The following is a 22,522-nucleotide window of genomic DNA, read 5'->3' on the forward strand; positions in this document are numbered from 1 at the left end:
GGCTGCGATCGGCGATGGAAGACAGCCATGTCATGCGCCCGCGCCCTCAAAGGTCGCCAGTGTTTCGTTGGCCGCTGGTCGACTTGGTTGAACCTGGCCCGGATTGCGTCGACGCGGCGCGCTCGACAGCATCGCCGACTGTCCAGCGGTCCTCTACCCGCACGAAGCTCTTGCGTTGCGTCAATTCCCAGCCCTTGGGTCCTGGATGCCAGCGTGCGCTTCGCCAAGCGGGGAGTTCGCCTGCCAGTGCTTCGCTGACGCCAGGCTTTGCCAGCCAGGGCGCGGGCTCGTCCAGCGTCCAGCGGACATCGGCCAGCACGCCGGTGTAGCGCTTGCCGCGCAAGCGCATGTCTTCGACCGGACCGAGGTTGGACACAGCATCGAGCCGCACGCCACGTGCCACGCACAGCCGCCGGCCACCGCCCCAACGGCCGAGTTCCGGCAGGGGTTGGTAGATCGAGATCGGTTGGGATTGATCTCCCCCCGACTGACCGCTGGTCGGACTCTGATAGAGCCCGGCATCTACCAGCAGGTTCATCCACGACAAGGTGGCCGTGTTGCTGGTTTGCACGTTGACCGGCTCCTGGTCATACGCAATTCCATTGGCGATGCAGATCGGATCGCGACCGGGTGTCAGTTGGCCGCTTGCAATGGCATTCGATAGGGCCGTGAACAACAACGCAGGGGTGACTGGAGGCCTCGCCAGCCAGCGTTGCGCGCCAATTCCACCTGCTGCGACGAGCGCAACCGCGACGCAGGCGCCCCACAAGGCCTTGCGAGGACTGCGTGGGGCAGGCATGCGCGCGCCGCATTGGTCGCAGAACCGGTGGGCGGCCTCCATTTCCCGGGAACAAGCCGGACAAAGCATTGCTGTTGACTCCCTGACTTCGCATCCACCCACCTCAATGGGCCAGGGTTGGATTGCGCTTTTCTTCTTCGATACGTTGCTGTGCCCGGACGGCCTCGCATTGCGCCGTTGCCTTGAACTCCGCCTTGGCACATTGGTCGGCCATGCATAGCGCCTTGGCGATGAAATTGAGTCTTCCACACACGGACTCCGGATCGGGCGGAGGAGGTGGTGGCTCGGTCGACACAGGAGGCGCCACGACTGCCGCAGGCGGCGCGACAGGTGTGGCAACCGTTGCGACCTTCCGGGGCTTGGGTGGCGCAGCGACAGGCGGGCGCGGCGGTGGGACAACCTCCGCCGGGCGTGGTTGCTGCATCTCCTTGGAGATCACGGCCGCTGGTTCCGGCTCCGGCACAGGCTCGGGCGCCGCCACCATTGCCGGTGCGGGTGGCGCCTCGGGCTCTGGCGGGGCCAGGGCCGGCACCGCGATATCGGATTCGACCGGCGCCAAGGTGTTCGAGTCATGAACTGCGTACCAGGCAGCACCACCCGCCAGTGCAATCACCAGGATGGCCATGCCGACGCCCGGAAGCTTGCTGCGATTTGGCATCACACCGCTCGGGAGCTGCGGTCCGCCAAGCGGGGGCCGCTGCACGGTGGGCGGCCGCGACGGCGCACTGACTTGCCAATCCGTGTCTTTCCCGGAGCTGGGTGTTGTATTGGCCGGTGCGGTGATGAAAAGTTTCGTGCCACAGTTCTTGCAGAACCTGGCGGCGTCCCGGTTGCTCGTGGTGCAGGCAGCGCATAACACAGGCATGTCAATGCCTCCTGTCAATTTGTAACTGGAATAAACCACCCCCGAATGCGCCTGCGACGCCAGTGCGGCCGCCAGAGGCGGCTGCTCTTGCGGTCCGTCCAACCCTGCACTGGCAGGCTTGGAGCCGCGGCCCTGAGCCCCGCAAGGGGGCGCACCCAGCGGCCCGGCAAGGCCAGTTGCGCGGGTGCCCACGATCAGGCATTGCCGGCCTTGGTTTCATGCGTCGCAAAAGACGCGCCAGCGTCATGGAACACTGATGGACGGCTGTGGATGAGGTGCCAAGCTCAGGTCACCGCCACGCGCTTGGGCTTGTTGACCATGCGCCTGGCGATCACGCCGCCCAGTGCGAGCGTCAATTCGAGGGCCACGGCGGGCTGGCGGTTGGCGAGTTCGGCAAAGCGGATCGGGCTGAGCCGCCAGACGCGTGCCGCCCCCGTGGCGACGACGTTGGCCGATCGCGGCAGCCGCGAGAAGAATGCGCCTTCACCGACCACCGACCCGGGATTGAGGATCGCAAGTTGCATCTGTCCCTCATCGCCCACCACATGCACGCTCAACGCGCCGCTCTCGATGAAGAACAGCGTGCGGTCCTGGATGCCCTGGCTGATGAGCACTTGGCCGGCCGGCAATTCGATCAGCTGCAGGTAGGCGCCCAGCAAATCCCATTGCGCCTGCGTGAAAGCGGGGGCGAAGGCGTCGTAACTTGTGTTCTGCGCAAAGGCGCGACAGAGGTCATGGATGGGAGAAGACATGGTTCAACCTTGTTGGCCGGTCCGAGTATCCGATAAGTTGTATACACATGGCACAACTGTCACAAACATAAGCAATCTGACCTATTTTCCAATGCAAAAACTGGAAAAAATCACGCCCAGAAGTTCATCTGCACCAAAGTCACCGGTTATCTCGTTGAGCGCGTTCTGCGCCAGGCGGAGTTCCTCTGCCAGCAAGTCCAATGCCGGCTGGCGCTCGGCAAGTCGGTCCGCACCCAAGCCCAGATGGTCCGAGACACGTGCCAACGCATGCACATGTCGGGCCCGGGCCAAATACACGCCATCCGGCACCGCCTGCCAGCCGGCAATCTCTAGCAAGCGAGTGCGAAGCGCCTCGATGCCGAAGCCGGTCTTGGCCGACAAGCTCAATCCATCGTGCGGCTGCGCAGTGGAGGCAACCGCGTCGTGCTTGTTCCAGACGTCCAGAACGGGCACCCCAGCCGGCAGTTTGAGGCGCAGCGAATTGAGGATGTCGGCATCGCCCGCGGCATAGTCCGGTGTGTCCGCACGCGTGAGGTCGTGCAGGAACAGCACCGCATCGGCCGATTCGATCTGGCTCCATGCGCGCGCGATGCCGATCTGCTCGACCTCGTCGCTGCTTTCGCGCAGGCCGGCGGTGTCCGCCACATGCACGGGCACGCCGTGGATCTGGATGGTCTTGGCCACCACGTCGCGCGTGGTGCCTGGAATGGCGCTGACGATCGCGAGCTCGGCACCGGCCAGCGCGTTCAGCAAGGAACTCTTGCCGGCGTTCGGCTGGCCCGCGATGACCACCTTGATGCCCTCGCGCAGCAGGGCGCCCTGGCGCGCACGCAACTGCACCACGGCGAGTTGTTCTTGCAGGGCAGCGAGTTGGCCGGTCGCATCGGCTTTCTGGAGGAAATCGATGTCTTCTTCTGGAAAGTCGAGCGTCGCCTCGACCAGCATGCGCAGGTGGATCAGCGCATCGCGCAGCACGTGGATCTCGCGCGAGAAGGCGCCTGACAAGGAGCGGCCGGCGCTGCGCGCTGCGGCCTCGGTGCTGGCGTCGATGAGGTCGGCGATCGCCTCGGCCTGCGCCAGGTCGACCTTTCCGTTCAGGAAGGCACGCCGGCTGAACTCGCCCGGTTGCGCCACGCGCAGGCCGGGCAGGCGGGCCCGGCCACTGGCCGCGTCGACTTCGTTCGCCGCCTCCAGGCAACGGGCCAGCAGCAACTGCAGCACCACCATGCCGCCGTGCGCCTGCAACTCCAGGACGTCTTCACCGGTAAAGGAATGCGGCGCCGGGAAGTGGATCGCCAGCCCATGGTCGACGGCTTCTCCCGCGGCATCGCGAAAGGGCAGGTAGGTCGCCTCCCGCGCCTTGAGCGGCTTGGCGCAAAGGGCCTGGATCAAGGGTGCGAGACGCGCGCCCGAGACCCGCACGATGCCGACCGCGCCGCGTCCGGGTGCAGTAGCAATGGCAACGATGGGGTCCGTGGCATGGGCAAGCATGGATGACATTCTTTCAGACCAAGAAAAAGGGCCGCGCATGGCGGCCCTTCAAGGTGTGGCGGATCTTCCGGCTATGCATTCGAGCGCAGGACAAAACGGAGCGCCACAGACAGTCCTGTCGCACGGCAAGGCGCCAACGCAGTCATGCATGCAATGCCGGATCAGGCCGACATCACTTCATGCCGAGCACACCCAACCGCTTGTTGATGAACCACTGCTGCAGGATCGACAGCGAGTTGTTGGTGATCCAGTACAGCACCAGGCCGGCCGGGAAGAAGATGAACATCACGCTGAAGGCGAGCGGCATGATCCACATCAAGCGGGCCTGCATCGGATCCGGCGGGGTCGGGTTGAGCCAGGTCTGGAACAGCGAGGTCGCCGTCATCACCACCGGCAGGATGAACCACGGATCGGGTGCCGACAGGTCATGGATCCACAGGATCCACGGCGCATGGCGCATCTCGACCGACGAGAGCAGCACCCAGTACAGCGCGATGAACACCGGGATCTGGACCAGGATGGGGAAGCACCCGCCCATCGGGTTGACCTTTTCCTCGCGGTAGATGCGCATCATCTCCTGCTGCATTTCCTGCGGCTTGTCCTTCAGCCGCTCGCGCATCTCGGTGATCTTGGGATTGATGGCCTTCATCTTCGCCATGCTGGCGTAGGCCTTGGCATTGAGCCAGTAGAAGGCCGCCTTCAGCAGCACCACCAGCGCGACGATCGACCAGCCCCAGTTGCCCAGCATGCCGTGCAATTGGTACAGCAGCCAGTACAGCGGCTTCGAGATGATCGCGAAGATGCCGTAGTCCTTCACCAGTTCGAGGCCGGGTGCGAGTGCTTCGAGCTTCTTTTCTTCCTCTGGGCCGGCGAACAGGTCGGTGTCGACGGTCTGGCTGGCACCGGGCGCGAGCTTGTTGAGCGGCAGCACCATCGCCAGCGAGTACTGGTTGTTGCCGAGGTCGGCCACGCGGAACTCACGCTTCAGCTCCTTGCTGTCCGGCGCATTGAGCAGCCAGGCCGAGACGAAGTAGTGCTGCACCATCGCAATCCAGCCGTTGTTGGCGGCCGGCGGCACTTCGACCTTCTTCTTGGTGATGTCCGCGAAGTCGACCTTGTGGAATTTCTTCTCGTCGGTGTAGATCGCCGGGCCGGTGAAGGTGTTGGTGCCGAACATCGTGCTCGAGGCCACGGTGCCATGGCGCACGAACTGCAGGTAGAGCTGCGCGTCGCGCGGCTGGTCGGTGGTGTTCACGACCTGGTGCTTGACGCGGATGGAGTAATCACCGCGCGTGAACAGGTAGGTCTTGACGTACTTGAGGCCACCGACAGGCTGCGACTCGAACACCACTTCCAGGGTGTTCTGGCCATCGGCCATCTCGCGCGGGCCCGGCTTGGCCGTCATCTGGGTCAGGTGGGTGGGGAAGCGTTCTCCCGTGTCGACCGGGTTCAGCAGGCCGGTCTGTGCGACGTAGCGCGTGGCCGGCGAGCCGTCTTCCATCAAGGTCACGTCCTTGATCTCGTTCGGCGGCACGGGCTGGCCGATCAGCTTCTTGAACCACTCGACCAGGCCGCCATGATTGGTCTGGTCGACGTACTTGCGCAGGTCGAGTTGCGACAGCGTGCCGCCCTGGGCATCGATGGTCGCCTTGAACACGTCCGTCGAGACGGTCACTTTCTCGCCGACCGGCGTGGTCGCTTGCGCCGGGACGGCGGTTGCGTTGCCAGCAATACCGCCCGCGGCGGCCGGCACGGCACCTGGTGCCGCGGCGCCGGATGCCGCCGGCTGGGTCGCCTTGGGATGGTCCGTGTTGAGGAAGGTCGGCTTGTTGCCGTTGTAGACCTGCCACTGGTCCCACAGGAGCACCAGTGAGAAACCAAAGATCACCCACAGGATGGTTCGGCGGATATCGTTCATGAAGAAGACTTCTTGTCGGAGATGAGAGATGTGAACAGCGCGCCTGAATCAGTCTTCGCAGACCCCCCTGCAGGCGGCACTGGATCATGCCCGCCTTTGCACCAGGGCTGGCAGCGGGCCAATCTTTTGAGCGTGAGATAGCTGCCGCGTCCGGCGCCATGCACCTGCAGCGCCTCGATGGCGTAGACAGAGCAGGTCGGCTCGAAGCGGCAGGAGGCGCCGAGCCACGGGCTCAGCAACAGCCGGTAGGCCTTGACGATGCCGACCAGCAGGCGCTGCATCACGGCCTCGCCTTCCTGGAGGTGCTTGCGGCGCCCGCCGAGGAGGTCGCGGCTGCGCGCGCCAGCAGCAGCTGAAGTTCGGCACGCACGGCCACCTTCAGCTTCTCGGAGCTGGCGCTGATGAATTCCTTGCGATCGAAAGCGACACGCAGGCGCACCACATGCGCCGCGCGCGGCAAGGCGGCGCCCGGCTGGGCGCTCACGTTGTAGACCTGACGCTTGATCGCATTGCGCGTGACCGCCCGCTTGGCCCAACGCTTGGGCACCATGGCACCGATCCACACGTCGTCGACGGTGAACAGCGGCGCAGCAGCAGTGGGGGATTCAGCGGAAAGCGACGGGCCATCGAGCGCACAACGGTGCAGGGCGAAGTGAGCAGTGCGCGCCACGGTGGAACCCGCGAGGACGGCCTGGAATTGCGCGCGGGTCTTGAGCCGTTGCATGGAAGCCGATGCGCCTGCCGATGTAGCGGGCGATGGCTCCGATGGACTGATTGCCGGCAACGGCGCCCGCGGTTTTGCCGTCAGACGGCCAGGCGCTTGCGGCCCTTGGCGCGACGTGCGTTGATGACCGCGCGGCCGCCGCGGGTCTTCATGCGGACGAGGAAACCGTGGGTACGGGCGCGGCGGACTTTGGAGGCTTGGTAGGTGCGTTTCATGATGGTTCTTCCTGATTAGTCTGGCTCACCGATGGATGTCGGATGACGGTGGATGAGCTGGACGCCCCCGAAACACACACACTAAGAGGCATTCAGGGAAACCCGCGATTATCGCAGACATTTTGGGCGGCAACAATGTCGGCAGGTTTACTCGGGCTTTCCCGGCACCTTGCAGACGTGTGGATAAGTTTTTGACAAGTTAGAATGCCCGGCGCTTCGCACAGCAAATATCCACAACACCAACAAGAGATGACAGAGGGTTTCACCATTCGTCCGCAGCCCCATGTCGAGTGACAGCATAGGCGACAGCCTGTGGCAGGCTTGCGTCGACCAGCTCGCGCAGGAACTGTCCGAGCAGCAGTTCAACACCTGGATCAAACCGCTCACTGCACAGGTCGCAGACGACTTGTCGCGGATGACGGTTTTCGTTGCCAACCGGTTCAAGCTCGACTGGATCCGGGCCCAGTATGCCGGCCGCATCGCCGCCATGGCGGAGAAGCTTTATGGCCAGCCGGTGGCAGTTGAGTTAGCGCTTGCTCCTCGCGAAATGCCTGTGCGGACTTCACCCATGGTGGCGCTTGCCGAGACGGATGTGCCCCGTGACGTGGCCGGCCCCGGTGAGGATCCGGTGGCCGCCGCCTTCAAGAACCGCCTCAACTCCGGCCTTACTTTCGAGACCTTGGTGGAGGGCACGGCCAACCGCATGGCGCGCGCCGCGGCCATGCACGTGGCCGGCATGCCGGGCCACCTCTACAACCCGCTTTTTATCTACGGCGGGGTTGGTTTGGGCAAGACCCACTTGATGCACGCTGTGGGTAACCGCTTGCTCCAGGACCGGCCTGAATCGAAAGTTCTCTACATCCATGCGGAGCAGTTCGTGTCGGATGTGGTCAAAGCCTATCAGCGCAAGACTTTCGATGAGTTCAAGGAGCGCTACCACTCGCTCGATCTGCTGCTGATCGACGACGTGCAGTTCTTCGCCAACAAGGACCGCACGCAGGAAGAGTTCTTCAACGCCTTCGAAGCCCTGCTGGCCAAGAAGTCGCACATCGTGATGACCAGCGACACCTATCCGAAGGGTCTGGCAGACATCCATGAGCGGCTGGTGTCGCGCTTCGATTCCGGGCTGACGGTGGCGATCGAGCCGCCCGAGCTCGAGATGCGCGTGGCCATCCTGATCAACAAGGCGCGTGCCGAGTCAGTGGAAATGCCCGAGGAAGTGGCCTTCTTCGTCGCCAAGAACGTGCGCTCCAACGTGCGCGAACTGGAAGGCGCGCTGCGCAAGATCCTCGCGTACTCGCGCTTCAACCAGAAGGAGATCTCGATCGCGCTGGCCCGTGAAGCGCTGCGCGATCTGCTCTCCATCCAGAACCGCCAGATCTCGGTCGAGAACATCCAGAAGACGGTGGCCGACTACTACAAGATCAAGGTCGCCGACATGTACAGCAAGAAGCGCCCGGCCAGCATCGCGCGGCCGCGCCAGATCGCGATGTACCTGGCCAAGGAACTCACGCAGAAGAGCCTGCCCGAGATCGGAGAATTGTTTGGCGGACGCGATCACACGACCGTGTTGCACGCCGTGCGCAAGATCTCCGGCGAGCGGCAGCAGCTCACCGAACTGAATCAGCAACTGCACGTCCTCGAGCAAACGCTCAAGGGCTGATGATCCTCAAGTGTTGGTACGCAATTCAAAGAAAGACTGGAAGAGGTAAGCATGATCGTCCTGAAGGCCACACAAGACAAAGTCCTTGCCGCGCTGCAATCGGTGTCCGGCATCGTGGAGCGTCGCCACACGGTGCCCATCCTGGCCAACGTATTGATCCGCAAGACTGGCGGGCAACTGCAACTGACGACCAGCGATCTCGAGATCCAGATCCGCACCACCGCAGAGCTCGGTGGCGACGAGGGCAACTTCACGACGACCATCGGTGCACGCAAGCTCATCGACATCCTGCGCACCATGCCGGCCGACCAGACCGTCAGCCTGGAGTCGAGCGCGAGCAAGCTGGTGCTCAAGGGCGGCAAGAGCCGCTTCACGCTGCAGTCGCTGCCAGCCGAGGACTTTCCGCTGGTCCAGGAAGCCGCGAGCTTCGGCCCGGTGTTCAGCGTGCCGCAAAAGACGTTGAAGGACCTGCTGAGCCAGGTGTCCTTCTCGATGGCCGTGCATGACATCCGCTACTACCTGAACGGCATCCTCTTCGTCGCTGAAGGCAAGCAACTGAGCCTGGTCGCGACCGACGGCCATCGGCTGGCATTTGCCTCGGCCACGCTCGACGTCGAAGTGCCGCGCCAGGAGGTCATCCTGCCGCGCAAGACGGTGCTCGAAATGCAGCGCCTGCTGAGTGATGCCGGGGGTGAAGACCAGCCCGTGATCGAGATGCAGTTCGCGAGCAACCAGGCCAGGTTCAGGTTCGGGGGCATGGAGTTCGTCACCAAGTTGGTCGAGGGCAAGTTCCCCGACTACAACCGCGTGATCCCCAAGAACCACAAGAACAGCGTGACGCTGGGCCGCGCGCCGCTCTTGGCCAGCCTGCAACGCACCGCGATCCTGACCAGCGAGAAGTTCAAGGGCGTGCGACTGAACATCGAGCCCGGCACCTTGCGCATCGCATCGAGCAACGCCGAGCAGGAAGAGGCGCAGGACGAACTCGACATCGACTACGGCGGTGACGCGATCGAGATCGGCTTCAACGTGACGTACCTGATCGACGCGCTGGCCAACATGAGCCAGGACATGGTCAAGCTGGACCTGGCGGATGGGAACAGCTCCGCGCTGTTGACGATTCCAGACAACGCGAGCTTCAAGTACGTTGTCATGCCAATGCGGATCTAGGGAACTGGCACACCCAGGTTGGCCTCAATGAGGCTGCCCACCCCCTGCAGGGGGCGATACCAGTGGGCCGGGGGTGCCGGTTCCGTGGTATCCGTGGACAGAAAGAAAGCGGTGACTCGCACCGAGTTGCCCGAGGAAGGACAGTGATGAGCGAAGAAAACAAGCCCGAAGTACCGCACACCGAGCCGGTCTACACCCCGGAAATCCAGAGCGCGATTCCGATTGAAATCACCCCGCCGGACACCTCGTACGGCGAAGGCTCCATCACGATCCTCGAAGGCCTGGAAGCGGTGCGCAAACGCCCCGGCATGTACATCGGCGATACGTCCGACGGCACCGGTTTGCATCACCTCGTGTTCGAAGTGGTGGACAACTCCATTGATGAGGCGCTGGCCGGCCACTGCGACGACATCGTCGTCACCATCCACACCGACAACTCGATCTCCGTCACCGACAACGGCCGCGGCATCCCGACCGGCGTGAAGATGGACGACAAGCATGAGCCCAAGCGCTCCGCTGCGGAGATCGCGCTGACCGAACTGCATGCCGGCGGCAAGTTCAACCAGAACAGCTACAAGGTGTCGGGCGGCCTGCACGGCGTGGGCGTGAGCTGCGTGAACGCGCTCAGCAAGATGCTGCGCCTGGTGGTGCGTCGCGAAGGCAAGATCCACGAGCTGGAGTTCAGCCGCGGCTTCGTGCAGGACCGCTTGCTCGACACGGTGAACGGCGTCGAGGTCTCGCCAATGAAGGTGATCGGCGACACGGACAAGCGCGGCACCGAAGTGCACTTCCTGCCCGACACGGAGATCTTCAAGGAGAACGCCGACTTCCACTACGAGATCCTCAGCAAGCGCCTGCGCGAACTGAGCTTCCTCAACAACGGCGTGCGCATCCGCTTGAAGGACGAGCGCACCGGCAAGGAAGACGATTTCTCCGGCGCCGGCGGTGTGCGCGGATTCGTCGAGTTCATCAACAAGGGCAAGACCGTCCTGCATCCGAATTCGTTCTATGCCGAAGGCGAACGCCCGGCCGACACCTACGGCGGCATCCCGGGCACGCACATCGGCGTCGAAGTGGCGATGCAATGGAACAGCGGCTACAACGAGCAGGTCCTCTGCTTCACCAACAACATTCCGCAGCGTGACGGCGGCACCCATCTCACGGGCCTGCGCGCTGCGATGACCCGCGTCATCAACAAGTACATCGAAGAAAACGAATTCGCCAAGAAGGCGAAGGTCGAGATCACCGGCGACGACATGCGCGAAGGCCTGTGCTGCGTGCTGAGCGTGAAGGTGCCCGAGCCCAAGTTCTCGAGCCAGACCAAGGACAAGCTCGTCAGCAGCGAAGTGCGCGCGCCGGTGGAAGACATCGTCGGCAAGCTGCTGAACGACTACCTGCAGGAACGTCCGAACGACGCCAAGATCATCTGCGGCAAGATCGTCGAGGCCGCGCGTGCCCGCGAAGCCGCCCGCAAGGCCCGCGAGATGACGCGCCGCAAGGGGGTGCTCGACGGCATGGGCCTGCCGGGCAAGCTGGCCGACTGCCAGGAAAAGGACCCGGCGCTGTGCGAGGTCTACCTGGTGGAGGGTGACTCCGCTGGCGGCTCCGCCAAGCAGGGCCGCGACCGGAAGTTCCAGGCCATCCTGCCGCTGCGCGGCAAGATCCTGAACGTCGAGAAGGCCCGCTACGAGAAGCTGCTGACCAGCAATGAAATCCTGACCATGATCACCGCGCTCGGCACCGGCATCGGCCGCGCGGGTGCGACGACAGCGGGCGGTGGCGCGGACGACTTCAACGTCGCCAAGCTGCGCTACCACCGCATCATCATCATGACCGACGCCGACGTCGACGGCGCCCACATCCGCACGCTGCTCCTGACCTTCTTCTACCGGCAGATGCCGGAGCTGGTGGAACGCGGCCACATCTACATCGCGCAGCCACCGCTCTACAAGGTGAAGGTCGGCAAGGAAGAGCAGTACCTCAAGGACGGCCCGGCGCTGGACGCGTTCCTGTTGAAGGTGGCGCTGAAGGACGCGAGCATCGAGACGGGTGGCGAAAAGTCGGCCACGATCAGCGGCGACACGCTGGCCGAACTGGCGCGCAAGCACCAGCTGGCCGAGGCCGTGATCGCACGCCTGCGCAACTTCATGGATGCCGAGGCGCTGCGTGCGATTGCCGACGGCGTGCGGCTGGACCTGGACACCACGGCCAGCGCCGAAGCCTCTGCCGTGGCCTTGCAGACCAAGCTGCGTGAACTCAACACGACCGGCGTGCCGGCCGAGGTTGCGAGCGAATTCGACGTGCGCACCGACAAGCCGCTGCTGCGCATCAGCCGCCGCCATCACGGCAACATCAAGAGCAGCGTGATCACGCAGGACTTCGTCCACGGCGCCGACTACGCGGCGCTGGCCGAGGCCGCCAACACCTTCCGCGGCCTGCTGTCGGATCAGGCGGTGGTGAAGCGCGGCGAGGGCGAGCGCGCCAAGGAAGAGCGCGTGGGCGACTTCCGCATCGCGATGAAGTGGCTGATCAGCGAAGCCGAACGCACCACCTCGCGCCAGCGCTACAAGGGCCTGGGCGAGATGAACCCCGAGCAGTTATGGGAAACCACGATGGACCCGAACGTGCGGCGCTTGCTGCGCGTGCAGATCGACGATGCGATCGAGGCGGACCGCGTGTTCACGATGCTGATGGGAGATGAGGTGGAGCCGCGCAGGGAGTTCATCGAGCAGAACGCGCTGCGGGCGGCGAACATCGACGTTTGACACCTTGATGGCGGCCATTGGCACCCATCGGGTGTTCATGGCCGCTGAATTGAATCCATGCCTTGGGCATGAAAACGCCCGGACCTCCCGGGCGTTTTTCATTGCTGGCACGCTCTGAGGCGCGAGCGGGGTCCCAGGCAGTTGTGCGAGGCCCAGCAACCAGGCGCCACCGCGCTTGCGCGAAAGCGATGAAGCAGGCCGCATCCATCTGGGCCATGGGCCCGTGCACGCAAAAGGTCCAATGCAACGCTCAATGCAAGGCTTGCAGCATTCGCATCAGCCAGCCGCTCCTCATTTTTCTTGCGCCAATCGCTGCTGAAAAAGAGCCGGCAACCCCTCTTGAGAAACAAATCCTTTGACGCCGTGCTTCAGGCGGTTGTGCCAGCGGGTGTGACGATAAAGCCGAGGGCAGTGGCGCGACGCCTCAGGGCGGCGACGCTGTTGCTCTTCGTACTCTTGAGAAACAAGTCCCGTCGAGTCCGTTTCTCTGCGAACGCCTGCCCCGCCACGGGGTTGGAATGCTCTTGAATCGATGTGCCTTGCCACCTCGATCAATCCCCCGCGGGAGGCGGGCGGGGCGCAGCCCGGCCCTGGGGTCTTGAGCCACACAGCTATTTCATTTGTTAACTTTCAGCTCAAACACACGAATGCGGCCCCGAATTTCCGTTTGCGTGCCGCTGTCATCACCAAGTCACAGGCTTCTCCCCACAAACCTTGCGCAACCATGTGGACAACTACAGGAGTACTGTGTAAGGACGATGTAAGTCGTTGATTTTCAATGGAAATCAACAGTCTGCTTAATTCGTGGGCACAACCTGTCCGGCGGGATTTCGGCTCTTTATCAAGTCCTTGGTGCGCTGTCAAAGCACAAGTCTGGGGAGCGTTCTGGCACAAGCGGGAGGTTGTCCACAGCGCAGACTGCGCGGGCAACGTTGTTCGCCTTGGCGTGACAGCATGGAAGCGCAGGTGCGCACAGTGGTCGAGGAGGCGCAAGTGCCTGTCGGCAAACAGGAAAAGAGGTCTTTCCACAGGCAGGACCGTTCCTTATCTACTACTACTAATTTGAATAGGAAGAATAAGAAGAGATAGCAGGAACCGCCGCGCTGCGCGTTGCGGTGGCGCATCGATGCAACAGTTGATGTTTGCAACGCTGGCGATGAGCCAGATCCGCGGCGCCACTTTCATGCGACCAAGTGAGACAGCGCGGCTCGACTCGGCTCCAGCCTCGCGTTAAGCAACGCTGCGTGCGGGTCTGGGCAGCAGTGCAGGCTTCAATCAATCGCGTGAGGCCGAGTTTTTGAGTTCCGTCGCATCGACGAAGTCTGGGAGGTCGCGCAGCGCTTCCGGTGGGGGTGGCGACTCAACGCGGTGGCCATCCCGGTACACGGCCGCCAAAGGGGCCTGGGCCTCCTTGCAAGGCCTTTTGAGATTGGACCTCACTTCGGAAGCCGGCCTGTGGCTGCGCGTAGCCGTCCTGCGGCATCACGTGACAGCGAAAAGAAATGTTCAATCTCGCGCGCTCGCCGTCATGCGCGCGTCACAGCTTTCCCCACAAAACTTGGGTAACTTTGTGGACAACTACAGGACTCGCCTGTAGGGATAACGCAAGTCGTTGATTTTTAAAGAGAATCAACAGTCTGCTTAATCCTTGGGCAGAGGACTGCAGCGTGAATTTCTCTCTCTAGCGCCGACTTTGCGCGCTGTCAAAGTACAAGTCTGGGGACTCCTTCGGCACAAGTGGCGAGTTGTCCACAGCGCGCGGATCGAGCGCGATGTTGTTCGCATTGGCGCGACAGCTGGGAAGCGCAGCCGCGCACAGGCATTGAGATGACGCAAGTGCCTGCAGGCAAAGGAAAAAATCGCACTGTCCACAGCCAAGCGTCACTCTTACTACTACTACTAATTTAAATAGAAAGAATAAGAAGAAATAGCAGGAACAGCCGTGCCCCTCGGGCCGGCCGGACAATCTTGCGGAAACCACAACACGTCCCACGGGGGCCACACCACGATGCTGATCAACTGCGTTGCGTACCAAGACGGGGCCAAGCTGGCCGACATTCCGGTGGCGGAGATCAGCGACTACATGCTGCGGCCGGGTTGCTTCGTGTGGGTTGCGCTGAGCGACCCTTCGCCGGAGGAACTGGATGAACTGAAAGAGGAGTTCGGCCTGCACGAGCTGGCGGTGGAGGACGCGCGCCACGGCCATCAGCGGCCGAAGATCGAGGAGTACGGTGATTCGCTGTTCGTGGTGATGCAGATGGTGGAGCCCGCTACCGCTGGCGAGGAGCACGGACTCAACGTCGGCGAAGTCGATGTGTTCGTGGGTCGCAACTACGTGGTTTCGGTGCGCAGCCGCAGCCAATCCGGCTTCTTGGGGGTGCGGGCGCGCTGCGAACGAGAGCCCGAACTTCTTCGAAACGGCTCCGGCTTCGTGCTGTATGCGCTGATGGATGCGGTGGTCGACCGCTACTTTCCGGTGATCGACGCGTTGGAGGTGGAACTCGAGCAGGTCGAGCGCCAGATCTTCGTGGAGCGCAACGCACGCACCAGCATCCAGAACCTGTATGCACTGAAGCAGCGCGTGATGGTGCTCAAGCACGCGGTGGCGCCCTTGCTCGAAGGCGCCAACAAGCTGCATGGCGGACGGGTGCCGCAGGTCTGCTTGGGCACGCAGGAATACTTCCGCGACGTGGTGGACCACCTGGGCCGGATCAACGGGTCGATCGAGTCGATGCGGGACACGATCAGCACGGCGATCCAAGTCAACCTGTCGATGGTGACCATCGAGGACGGGGAAGTGACCAAGCGGCTGGCGGCCTGGGCGGCGATCTTCGCGGTGTGCACGGCCTTCGCCGGCATCTGGGGCATGAACTTCGAGGCGATGCCGGAACTGAAGTGGCGCTACGGCTACGTGATGGCACTGGCGTTGATCGTGGGCACCAGCAGTTACCTCTACTACCGGTTCCGAAAGGCCGGATGGCTGTAGATTGCGGCGGCCCGTCGATCAGGTTCCCCTAAGGTGCCTGGCGCACAGTGTGCTCATGGATGTCACACACACTTTGGAAGGAGTTGGATCATGACAACCTGGCAATCGACGATGCGGCCCGTGGCGGTCGCAGTTCTCTGTGGTGCCGGCCTGCTGGGCGCGCTCTCGGCGCAGGCGGCCAACCCGCCGATCCACATGACCAATGGCATCGAGTACATGAGTGGCGGCATCGGCAAGGACGAGGCGCAGTTCATGGAAACGGTGTCGCCGCGCTGGGCAGCCACGCTGGAATTCGCGGTCAAGGACGCAACGAACGCACAAGGCGCAGATTTCGCGGCCAATGTGCAGGTCCGGGTGGTCGATGCTGCCACCGGCAAGGCGCTGCTGAGCGCGCAATCCGAGGGACCATTCCTGCTGGCGCGGCTGGATCCAGGCCGCTATGACGTCGAGGCGACGCTCAATGGCCAGACGCTGAAGCAGGAACTGACGGTGCGCGTCGGCGAGCCCAGCAAGGCCACGTTCGTCTGGCCCACCAGCGCCCTGCGATCCTGAGCCCGAATTTCTCTCGAAGCCGTGCCTTGAATGCGGGGCACGCGCCTTGCATCTGCTGAGCCCCGGGTACGCCCGTCGTCCAAGGCCCAGATGCCGATTCGCCCCCTCGTTTTCCTGACCTTGCTGCTGCACCTCCTCATCGGGGTGCGGCTTCTGCCTTCGCTGGCGGCCTTGACGTCGTTCTGGCCGGTCCTGTTGCTGTTGCTGGCGGTTTCGGCCGTGACGATGCCCTTGCCGTTCATCGGGCGGCGTTCGTCCGCGAAGCCGGTGTCGGACACCTGGAAGTGGGTCGGGCTGCTCAGCATGGGCTGGTTTTCCTCGATGTTCGTGCTGACCCTGGCGCGCGATGCCGGCTTGCTGGGCGCGTGGTTGGGCGGCTCGGCCGGGCTCTGGAACGTCGATTGGCCGCTGGTGAGCGCCTGGAGCGCCGCAGCGGTGCCGTTGATGGCGACCAGTACCTCCCTCCTCGGATTCGTGAATGCGCGGCGCACAGCGGGCGTGAGACGGGTCGACGTGCCCATTGCGGGCCTGCCGAGCGCCCTGGAAGGCTTCACGATCGCGCAGTTGAGCGATATCCACGTCGGGCCGACCATCAAGCGCGGCTACATCCTGCGCATGGTGGAAGCCGTGAACGCGCTGGATGCCGACGTGGTGGCGATCACCGGGGACCTTGTCGACGGCAGCGTGCCCGAGTTGCGCGACCACATTGCGCCGCTGGGCGGTTTGCGGGCGCGGCATGGCACCTACGTGGTGACGGGCAACCACGAGTACTACGCGGGTGCGCCGGCCTGGATCGCGGAGCTGCGCCGGATCGGGCTTCAGGTGCTGCTGAACGAGCACGTGGTGCTGCGGCAGGATTCACCGGGCCGCTCCACCGGCGACAACGAGGCGCTGGTGCTGGCCGGGGTGACCGACTTCACCGCCGGCCATTTCGACGCATCTCAGGCGAGCGACCCTGAAGGATCATTGGCCGGTGCGCCCTTGGCCAGCACGACGCGCGTGCTGCTGGCGCACCAACCGCGGAGCGCCACTGCGGCGGCGGCCGCGGGATTCCAGCTGCAGTTGTCCGGCCACACGCACGGTGGCCAGTTCTTTCCGTGGAATTTGTTCGTGCCGCTGCAGCAACCGTTCACGGCGGGTCTGCACCGCTTGCGCGACATGTGGGTCTACGTGAGCCGGGGGACCGGCTACTGGGGGCCACCGAAGCGCTTTGGCGCGCCCTCGGAGATTGCGCTGCTGCGCCTGGTCCGGGCGCGCTGAATCAGACGATCAGGTCGATGCCGGCGCAGCCAGTGCGAGGCGCCGTGCGTTGTCGGTCGCCTTTGCATGGATCGGCTTGAGCGCGCGCTGGGCCACGCGGGCGCCGGCGCTGGAAAGCTGGCTCCAGGTGTGTGCCAGGCGCGTGCTGGCGTCGAGGAAGGCCTGGCCGCGCGTCAGCGCATGCACCGGCGTGAAGCTGGTGGCCAGCGACCAGAGCGCGACCTGGCTCTCGAACCACTGCTGCACGGCGCGATTGACCAGCGCGTAGCTGGTGGTGTGCAGCTGGTTCGCGATCGCGGCGGTGGATTCGGTGACTGCGGCGAGCTTTTCCTCGCTCATCAGGTGGATCTCGCGCATGTCGGCCGGGGAGGGCTGCATGCCGTGCGCCGCCATCCGGCTGGTGCGCAACTGAATGACCGAGCCTGAGGAGACCAGCATTTCGCCGGTCTTGAGGGCGACATCGGTCCAGATCATCAGCGGATTGAAGAACCGGGGGGAGGTGTTGGGCATGCGCATGCCCCGACTATAGGCGCAACGTCATTTTTTTGCTGCAGTGCAGCAAAAAAGGCCGAGAGAACGGATTGATTCCCTACTTTTTGCCGAGAGTTTTTCCGGTTCTTTGGCCACAATCGTCAAAGCAATATTTTTTGGCGGCGTTGATTGCCGCGGGAGGCAAAGAATGATGCGTATGCGTCGGATGGCGGCGATTTGCGTGGGAAGTGGGGTGATGACTGTGTGGGCCGGGTCGGCGATGGCGCAGCAGCAGCAGAGTACCGAGACGCAAACGCCCTGGGGTATTTACGTTGAAGGGGGGACAACGCTGGAGAGCAAGTCCAAATCCGACCTGGGCACTGCAGGGGTGACCTATCAGTTCGGGTCGCGCCATGCGTTGTGGGGAGGCATCGTCACAACCTACGGCGATTTCTTCGTGAGTCATTGGCGGACCCAGAGGGATCTTGTGGGCGACCAGACCTACACGCAGGTGGGTGCGATCGCAAATGCGCGCTATCGCTTTGATCAAGGTGCGTCGCCATGGTTTGCGGACCTCGGACTCGGCTTGACCTGGTTCGATGGTCACTACGAGACGGAGGACCGCCGGTTCAGTACGCAGTTCCAGTTCACCGAAGTGCTGGGCGTCGGGCGGAACTTCGGCGTGAACGGCGCCCACGAGCTTTCGCTGCGCGTGCTGCATGTGTCGAACGGGAGCATCAGGAAGCCCAACCCAGGGGATAACGCGGTCAAGCTGCGCTACGGCTACCATTTTTGAGGACACGCCCGGGCGTGCCAGGCGGGTCGATCATCGAGTGGCGCGGCGTCAGCAGGAAGGCTGCAGTTGCTGCCCTCGCGCACCCGCATCGTCGACAGTGCGCGCGGCGAGCTTCTTCGCATTGACCTCCATCGCGAGGTAGACCAAGGTGGCGACCGCCAGCGGGGCCCAGTAATAGACAGCGCGATAGGTCAGGATCGCGGCGATCAGCGTGGTGGTCGACAGCGGCGGCGAGAGCAGCGCGATGAACACGGCCTCCAGCACGCCCAGCCCGGCCGGCACGCGCGACATGAGCCCCGATATGGCCCCGATGAGCAGCACGCCCAGCGCCACGGGATAGGCGACTTGCCCCTGCAGCAGCACATACATGGTCGCGCCCATGACCGACCAGTTGGCGCAGGAGATAACGAGTTGCACGCAGGCCAGCCGCAGGTTCGGCAATGCGATCTCATGGCCGCGCACACTGAATTCGCGACGCTTCGAGAAAGCACAGAGCGCCAGGTAGCCCAGCGATGCCAGTACCAGCGCGCCGCCCAGCACGCGCAGTGCGACCGTGCCCAGGTGCCAGTCCGGTGGCATCGGCACCGGCCAGAACGCAAAGGCCAGGCCGGCCAGCAGGCAGTATCCAAGCCAGTTGGTCAGCATGCTCAGGCCCACCACGCGCGCGATGACGGGTGCTTCCAGCCCGAGCCGGGTGTAGAGCCGCACGCGCATCGCCAGCGCGCCGACCACCGTTCCGAGGTTGAGGTTGAAGGCGTAGCTCACGAAGGTGATGGCCATCACCGAACCGGGGCGCAAGGGGTGCGCCGTGTAGTGCCGGCCGACCAGGTCGAAGGTGCTGTAGATCAGGTGGCTGGTCCAGGCCAGCGCGGCCGCCAGGCAGACGACGCCGAGCGGGTAGTCGCGCATCGTTGCGAAGACTTCGGGCCAGTCGATGGTGCGGGCTTCATGCACGAGCATGAAGAGCACGAAGGCAAGGAAGCCGGCCACCCCGATCCGCTTGGCCCAGGGCCACCACGGACGCGAGGTGACGGAATGGAAGTTCATGCCACGTCCGTCTGGGTCACGCCGTTCTGCGTCGGTTGGCCTTGCCGTATCCGCTCCAGCCGCGGCGAGTGCGGCGGCAGCCAGCCGGCCCATGCGGGATACCAGCGCATCAAGTGGAAGACGAAGAAGCTGCGCACCAGGCGCCAGGCACTCGGGTCGTTGAGATGCTGGTGCTCGATCTGCTTGCAGCTGTGGCGCATGAGGTGCTCGAGCCGTTCGGCCAGCACCGCGTTGAAGGCCTTGTCGCGCACGACGACGTTGGCTTCCAGGTTGAGCGACAGCGAGAGCGGGTCGAGGTTGCTGGAGCCGACCGTGCTCCAGGTGTCGTCGACCAGCGCGACCTTGCCATGCAGCGGCCGGTCGCAGTATTCGAAGATGCGCACGCCGGCATGCAGCAGGTGGTGGTACAGCATGCGCGCCGCGGTCTTGACGATCGGCATGTCGGGTTCGCCTTGCAGGATCAGCCGCACGTCGACGCCGCGCCGTGCCGCGCGCCGCATCTCGCGGATCAGGGTGTAGCCCGGGAAGAAGTAGGCATTTGCGATGGTGATGCGATGGCGCGCGGAGCGGATCGCGGCGCGGTAGTGGCGCTCGATGTCGTTGGTGTGGTGGCGGTTGTCGCGCGTGACGAAGAGCACGTCGGAATTGCCTGCGGCTTGTGCTGCCTGGGCGTCCGGCGCAGCCGCTTCGACGCGGCGCCGGAACCAGCGGAAGCCCTTGCCGCCGGCCGCGATGGCATGCAGCACGAAGCGGTGGATGTCGTTGACGATCGGCCCGCGCAGCGCCACCGCATAGTCCTGCTTGGCCTTGGGGCCGAAGTCCCCGAGATGGTCGGCCGAGAAATTGATGCCGCCCACGAATGCGAGCACGCCGTCGATGACGACAATCTTGCGGTGCATCCGGCGCAGCAGGTTCACGCGCTTGCCGAACACCGGATTGCCCGGGTCGAAGGCGCGCACCTTCACGCCGGCGCGGGTCAGGCTGTCGACGAACTCATGCGAGAAGTTGGGCGAACCAAAGCCATCGACCATCAAGTCGACTTTCACGCCACGCCCTGCCGCGGTCAGCATGGCGTCGCGCAGGGCTTCCCCGACCTTGTCCTCGAACAGGATGAAGGTCTCGATGATCACTTCGCGTTCGGCGTTGGCAATGGCCTCGAAGACGCGCGGATAGAAGCTCTCCCCGTTCTCCAGCAGTTCGACGCTGTTGCCGGTGGTCCAGCGGCTGCTCATGGTGCGGTTCTCCGGTTCATTTCAAAGTTCGATGTCGGCCACCAGCGGCGCGTGGTCGGACAGGTGCGACCAGGGCTTGCGCGGCAGCACGACCGGTGCATGGGCGCCGGCATTGCGCACGTAGATGCGGTCGAGCGGCAGCAACGGAAAGCGCGACGGAAAGGTGCGCGCCGCGCTGCCGTTGGCCTGCACGAAGACTTCCCGCAACGAGGCACCTTCGGCCAGCACGTCATGGGCACGGCCACGCCAGTCGTTGAAGTCGCCGGCGACGATCAGCGCGGCATCGGCAGGAACCTCGTCGCGCACGATGTGGCAGAGCAGTTCGAGTTGCTGCTGGCGATGTGCTTCGGCCAGGCCCAGGTGCGCACAGATCACGTGCACGTCGCTCGCACGGCCGGGCAGGCGCAGCACGCAGTGCAGCAGGCCGCGCTTCTCGGGGCCGGCGATGGAGACGTCGTGGTTCTGGAAATCCACGATCGGGAACTTCGACAGCACCGCGTTGCCGTGATGGCCCTTGGGATACACCGCGTTGCGGCCGTAGGCGAACTGCGGCCACATGGTTTCGGCCAGGAACTCGTAATGCGGCGTGTCGGGCCAGTTGTCATGCAGGCGCGCGTGCCGCTCGTGCGTGCCCTGTACTTCCTGCAGGAACACGACGTCCGCTCCAACGGTGCGCACCGCGTCGCGCAGTTCGGGAAGGATGAACTTGCGGTTGAGCGCGGTGAAGCCCTTGTGCGTGTTCACCGTCATCACCTTGAGCGATGCAGGAGTGAATTGCATAACGGGCGTGGCGGGTGGCTGGAGCGTCATGGAAAACCAGTTGTAAGGCGCACGAGGCGCCTTGCCTGTAGGAGCAGGCCACGTTCAGGCCGCACCTTTTCGCCACGGCGGCTTGTTCCTACAGGAGTGTCTGGCCGATGACCACAACCCAGGTAGGCCTACGGTGATTTCACGGTTTCCGCGAGAAGTCGAACCGGGGAAAGTGGGCACGCGAAGTATTCGGCCTGGCCACGTGATCAAGCCCGCGGGGCCGAGGCGCCGCGGGCTTCATGGGGGGCAGAGCGGGCCGCCATTCCGGCCCTGTTCTCAACCCTTCGCCGGGGGGGGAGAACGATGTCCGTGGTGGCCCGGGCCGCCGTGCCGGCCGTGGTCCATCATGGCCAGCGACTCGGTATCGAAGGTCTTCTGCTGTTCCGGGTTCAGCGCGGCATAGAAGCTCTTCGTCGCGTCGGCACGCTGGGTGAACATGGCCTGGCGTTCGGCTTGGCGCGCCTGCATGCGGTCGATGCGTTCCGGTGTCGTGAGCTTCTGGAGCTCGGCGCGATCGGGGCGCTGAGGCGGGCGTGCCGGTGGCGCGATGGCGGCGGTGTAGGTCGACCATGCGGCTTCCTGGCCAGCGTTCAAGTTGAGCTTGGCCTTCAGGGCGGCCAGGCGTTGGGCGTGACGCGCCTGCATGCGTTCGAAGAACTTCGCATCGCGTTGCTGGCGGTCCATCCGCTGTTCCGCGGCGGGTGCCGCGGGCGCGGTGGTGGGCGTTGCAGGTGCTTGGGCCGAGGCGGCGAAGGCCGCGGTGGCCAGCAAGCCGGCGGAGATGAGACGTTGGGTGAGCGAGATCATGAGAGAGCTTCCTTTCGAAGAAGACTGATGCCACTCGGCAGCAGGTGAGGGGGAGTGTGAGAGCGCTCTGTTTCGCGCGCGTGAGGCGGCGGTGTGCGTGCGTAAAGTTGCGTGAATGGCAGAAGGTAGGAATCTTTCTGCAGCGGACGCCGATCTTGGGACTGCGGTGCTGTCTTCGGCATGACAAGCGAATTCGCGC

General features: G+C 64.0%; 19 protein-coding genes and 1 pseudogene. 7 read left to right on the plus strand and 13 right to left on the minus strand.

Annotation, left to right across the window (positions count from 1 at the left end; all coding sequences use genetic code 11):
- Positions 1–46 precede the first annotated feature (46 nt).
- The 8 genes from WKW82_RS01600 to rpmH form a co-directional block, all read right to left on the minus strand.
- The gene (locus WKW82_RS01600) at positions 47–571 is read right to left on the minus strand and encodes a hypothetical protein (RefSeq protein WP_340340494.1); all 525 of its coding nucleotides are present in this window, start codon (positions 569–571) and stop codon (positions 47–49) included.
- Between the two features lie 331 nt (positions 572–902).
- A complete protein-coding gene (locus tag WKW82_RS01605; protein WP_340340495.1) occupies positions 903–1,457 on the minus strand; it encodes a hypothetical protein in 555 nt (184 codons plus the stop codon).
- A 491-nt stretch (positions 1,458–1,948) separates the two neighbouring features.
- Positions 1,949–2,416: a Crp/Fnr family transcriptional regulator gene (locus WKW82_RS01610; RefSeq protein ID WP_340340496.1), complete on the minus strand. Its 468-nt coding sequence runs from the start codon at positions 2,414–2,416 to the stop codon at positions 1,949–1,951.
- Between the two features lie 81 nt (positions 2,417–2,497).
- The gene (gene mnmE, locus WKW82_RS01615; RefSeq protein WP_340340920.1) at positions 2,498–3,907 is read right to left on the minus strand and encodes a tRNA uridine-5-carboxymethylaminomethyl(34) synthesis GTPase MnmE; all 1,410 of its coding nucleotides are present in this window, start codon (positions 3,905–3,907) and stop codon (positions 2,498–2,500) included.
- Between the two features lie 172 nt (positions 3,908–4,079).
- The gene (gene yidC / locus WKW82_RS01620) at positions 4,080–5,825 is read right to left on the minus strand and encodes a membrane protein insertase YidC (protein WP_340340497.1); all 1,746 of its coding nucleotides are present in this window, start codon (positions 5,823–5,825) and stop codon (positions 4,080–4,082) included.
- Complete coding sequence (yidD, locus tag WKW82_RS01625; protein ID WP_340340921.1) at positions 5,822–6,106, minus strand: membrane protein insertion efficiency factor YidD; 285 nt, start codon at positions 6,104–6,106, stop codon at positions 5,822–5,824. The genes yidC and yidD overlap by 4 nt, the downstream gene beginning before the upstream one ends.
- Positions 6,106–6,549 carry a ribonuclease P protein component gene (locus tag WKW82_RS01630; RefSeq protein ID WP_340340498.1) on the minus strand — a complete coding sequence of 148 codons (444 nt, stop codon included), beginning with the start codon at positions 6,547–6,549 and terminating at the stop codon, positions 6,106–6,108. The genes yidD and WKW82_RS01630 overlap by 1 nt, the downstream gene beginning before the upstream one ends.
- Positions 6,550–6,629: 80 nt before the next feature.
- Complete coding sequence (rpmH, locus tag WKW82_RS01635) at positions 6,630–6,764, minus strand: 50S ribosomal protein L34 (protein ID WP_007834827.1); 135 nt, start codon at positions 6,762–6,764, stop codon at positions 6,630–6,632.
- 283 nt (positions 6,765–7,047) lie between these two features.
- On the opposite strand from rpmH, the gene dnaA reads away from it, so the two are divergent.
- The 6 genes and pseudogenes from dnaA (at position 7,048) to WKW82_RS01665 (ending at position 17,160) form a co-directional block, all read left to right on the plus strand.
- Positions 7,048–8,427, plus strand: coding sequence for a chromosomal replication initiator protein DnaA (gene dnaA, locus WKW82_RS01640; RefSeq protein ID WP_340340499.1), 1,380 nt, complete (start codon positions 7,048–7,050; stop codon positions 8,425–8,427).
- Positions 8,428–8,478: 51 nt separating this feature from the next.
- Positions 8,479–9,597: a DNA polymerase III subunit beta gene (dnaN, locus tag WKW82_RS01645; RefSeq protein ID WP_340340500.1), complete on the plus strand. Its 1,119-nt coding sequence runs from the start codon at positions 8,479–8,481 to the stop codon at positions 9,595–9,597.
- A gap of 248 nt (positions 9,598–9,845) precedes the next feature.
- Positions 9,846–12,362, plus strand: a pseudogene (gyrB, locus tag WKW82_RS01650) (DNA topoisomerase (ATP-hydrolyzing) subunit B); the annotation flags it as partial.
- Between the two features lie 2,008 nt (positions 12,363–14,370).
- Positions 14,371–15,348, plus strand: a complete 978-nt coding sequence (corA, locus tag WKW82_RS01655) for a magnesium/cobalt transporter CorA (protein ID WP_340340502.1) — start codon at positions 14,371–14,373, stop codon at positions 15,346–15,348.
- Between the two features lie 90 nt (positions 15,349–15,438).
- The gene (locus WKW82_RS01660; RefSeq protein WP_340340503.1) at positions 15,439–15,900 is read left to right on the plus strand and encodes a carboxypeptidase-like regulatory domain-containing protein; all 462 of its coding nucleotides are present in this window, start codon (positions 15,439–15,441) and stop codon (positions 15,898–15,900) included.
- 90 nt (positions 15,901–15,990) lie between these two features.
- Positions 15,991–17,160, plus strand: a complete 1,170-nt coding sequence (locus WKW82_RS01665) for a metallophosphoesterase (protein WP_340340504.1) — start codon at positions 15,991–15,993, stop codon at positions 17,158–17,160.
- Positions 17,161–17,169: 9 nt separating this feature from the next.
- On the opposite strand, the gene WKW82_RS01670 is transcribed toward WKW82_RS01665, so the two are convergent.
- The gene (locus tag WKW82_RS01670) at positions 17,170–17,670 is read right to left on the minus strand and encodes a polyhydroxyalkanoate granule-associated phasin (RefSeq protein WP_340340505.1); all 501 of its coding nucleotides are present in this window, start codon (positions 17,668–17,670) and stop codon (positions 17,170–17,172) included.
- Positions 17,671–17,839: 169 nt separating this feature from the next.
- Between WKW82_RS01670 and WKW82_RS01675 the strand changes: the two genes are divergently transcribed.
- Positions 17,840–18,427, plus strand: coding sequence for an acyloxyacyl hydrolase (locus WKW82_RS01675; protein ID WP_340340506.1), 588 nt, complete (start codon positions 17,840–17,842; stop codon positions 18,425–18,427).
- A 48-nt stretch (positions 18,428–18,475) separates the two neighbouring features.
- Here the strand turns inward: WKW82_RS01675 and WKW82_RS01680 are convergent, their stop codons facing one another.
- The 4 genes from WKW82_RS01680 to WKW82_RS01695 all read right to left on the minus strand — a co-directional run bounded on the left by WKW82_RS01680 (position 18,476) and on the right by WKW82_RS01695 (position 22,323).
- Positions 18,476–19,474, minus strand: coding sequence for a lysylphosphatidylglycerol synthase transmembrane domain-containing protein (locus WKW82_RS01680; RefSeq protein WP_340340507.1), 999 nt, complete (start codon positions 19,472–19,474; stop codon positions 18,476–18,478).
- Positions 19,471–20,706, minus strand: coding sequence for a cardiolipin synthase ClsB (gene clsB / locus WKW82_RS01685; protein WP_340340508.1), 1,236 nt, complete (start codon positions 20,704–20,706; stop codon positions 19,471–19,473). Before clsB ends, WKW82_RS01680 begins: the two co-directional genes overlap by 4 nt.
- A gap of 21 nt (positions 20,707–20,727) precedes the next feature.
- Positions 20,728–21,486 carry an endonuclease/exonuclease/phosphatase family protein gene (locus tag WKW82_RS01690; RefSeq protein WP_340340509.1) on the minus strand — a complete coding sequence of 253 codons (759 nt, stop codon included), beginning with the start codon at positions 21,484–21,486 and terminating at the stop codon, positions 20,728–20,730.
- Between the two features lie 306 nt (positions 21,487–21,792).
- On the minus strand, positions 21,793–22,323 hold the full coding sequence (locus WKW82_RS01695; protein WP_340340510.1) for a Spy/CpxP family protein refolding chaperone: 531 nt from the start codon (positions 22,321–22,323) through the stop codon (positions 21,793–21,795).
- Positions 22,324–22,522: the final 199 nt, after the last annotated feature.

The sequence above is a fragment of the Variovorax rhizosphaerae genome, assembly GCF_037889975.1.
GTDB lineage: Bacteria > Pseudomonadota > Gammaproteobacteria > Burkholderiales > Burkholderiaceae_C > Variovorax > Variovorax rhizosphaerae.

Excerpts from the sequence above, each read along its gene's own strand:
- WKW82_RS01605 (WP_340340495.1), bottom strand. The coding sequence starts at position 1,457 with ATGCCAAATCGCAGCAAGCTTCCGGGCGTCGGCATGGCCATCCTGGTG.
- WKW82_RS01610 (WP_340340496.1), bottom strand. The coding sequence starts at position 2,416 with ATGTCTTCTCCCATCCATGACCTCTGTCGCGCCTTTGCGCAGAACACA.
- mnmE (WP_340340920.1), bottom strand. The coding sequence starts at position 3,907 with ATGCTTGCCCATGCCACGGACCCCATCGTTGCCATTGCTACTGCACCC.
- yidC (WP_340340497.1), bottom strand. The coding sequence starts at position 5,825 with ATGAACGATATCCGCCGAACCATCCTGTGGGTGATCTTTGGTTTCTCA.
- yidD (WP_340340921.1), bottom strand. The coding sequence starts at position 6,106 with ATGCAGCGCCTGCTGGTCGGCATCGTCAAGGCCTACCGGCTGTTGCTG.
- WKW82_RS01630 (WP_340340498.1), bottom strand. The coding sequence starts at position 6,549 with ATGCAACGGCTCAAGACCCGCGCGCAATTCCAGGCCGTCCTCGCGGGT.
- rpmH (WP_007834827.1), bottom strand. The coding sequence starts at position 6,764 with ATGAAACGCACCTACCAAGCCTCCAAAGTCCGCCGCGCCCGTACCCAC.
- dnaA (WP_340340499.1), top strand. The coding sequence starts at position 7,048 with ATGTCGAGTGACAGCATAGGCGACAGCCTGTGGCAGGCTTGCGTCGAC.
- dnaN (WP_340340500.1), top strand. The coding sequence starts at position 8,479 with ATGATCGTCCTGAAGGCCACACAAGACAAAGTCCTTGCCGCGCTGCAA.
- corA (WP_340340502.1), top strand. The coding sequence starts at position 14,371 with ATGCTGATCAACTGCGTTGCGTACCAAGACGGGGCCAAGCTGGCCGAC.
- WKW82_RS01660 (WP_340340503.1), top strand. The coding sequence starts at position 15,439 with ATGACAACCTGGCAATCGACGATGCGGCCCGTGGCGGTCGCAGTTCTC.
- WKW82_RS01665 (WP_340340504.1), top strand. The coding sequence starts at position 15,991 with ATGCCGATTCGCCCCCTCGTTTTCCTGACCTTGCTGCTGCACCTCCTC.
- WKW82_RS01670 (WP_340340505.1), bottom strand. The coding sequence starts at position 17,670 with ATGCCCAACACCTCCCCCCGGTTCTTCAATCCGCTGATGATCTGGACC.
- WKW82_RS01675 (WP_340340506.1), top strand. The coding sequence starts at position 17,840 with ATGATGCGTATGCGTCGGATGGCGGCGATTTGCGTGGGAAGTGGGGTG.
- WKW82_RS01680 (WP_340340507.1), bottom strand. The coding sequence starts at position 19,474 with ATGAACTTCCATTCCGTCACCTCGCGTCCGTGGTGGCCCTGGGCCAAG.
- clsB (WP_340340508.1), bottom strand. The coding sequence starts at position 20,706 with ATGAGCAGCCGCTGGACCACCGGCAACAGCGTCGAACTGCTGGAGAAC.
- WKW82_RS01690 (WP_340340509.1), bottom strand. The coding sequence starts at position 21,486 with ATGCAATTCACTCCTGCATCGCTCAAGGTGATGACGGTGAACACGCAC.
- WKW82_RS01695 (WP_340340510.1), bottom strand. The coding sequence starts at position 22,323 with ATGATCTCGCTCACCCAACGTCTCATCTCCGCCGGCTTGCTGGCCACC.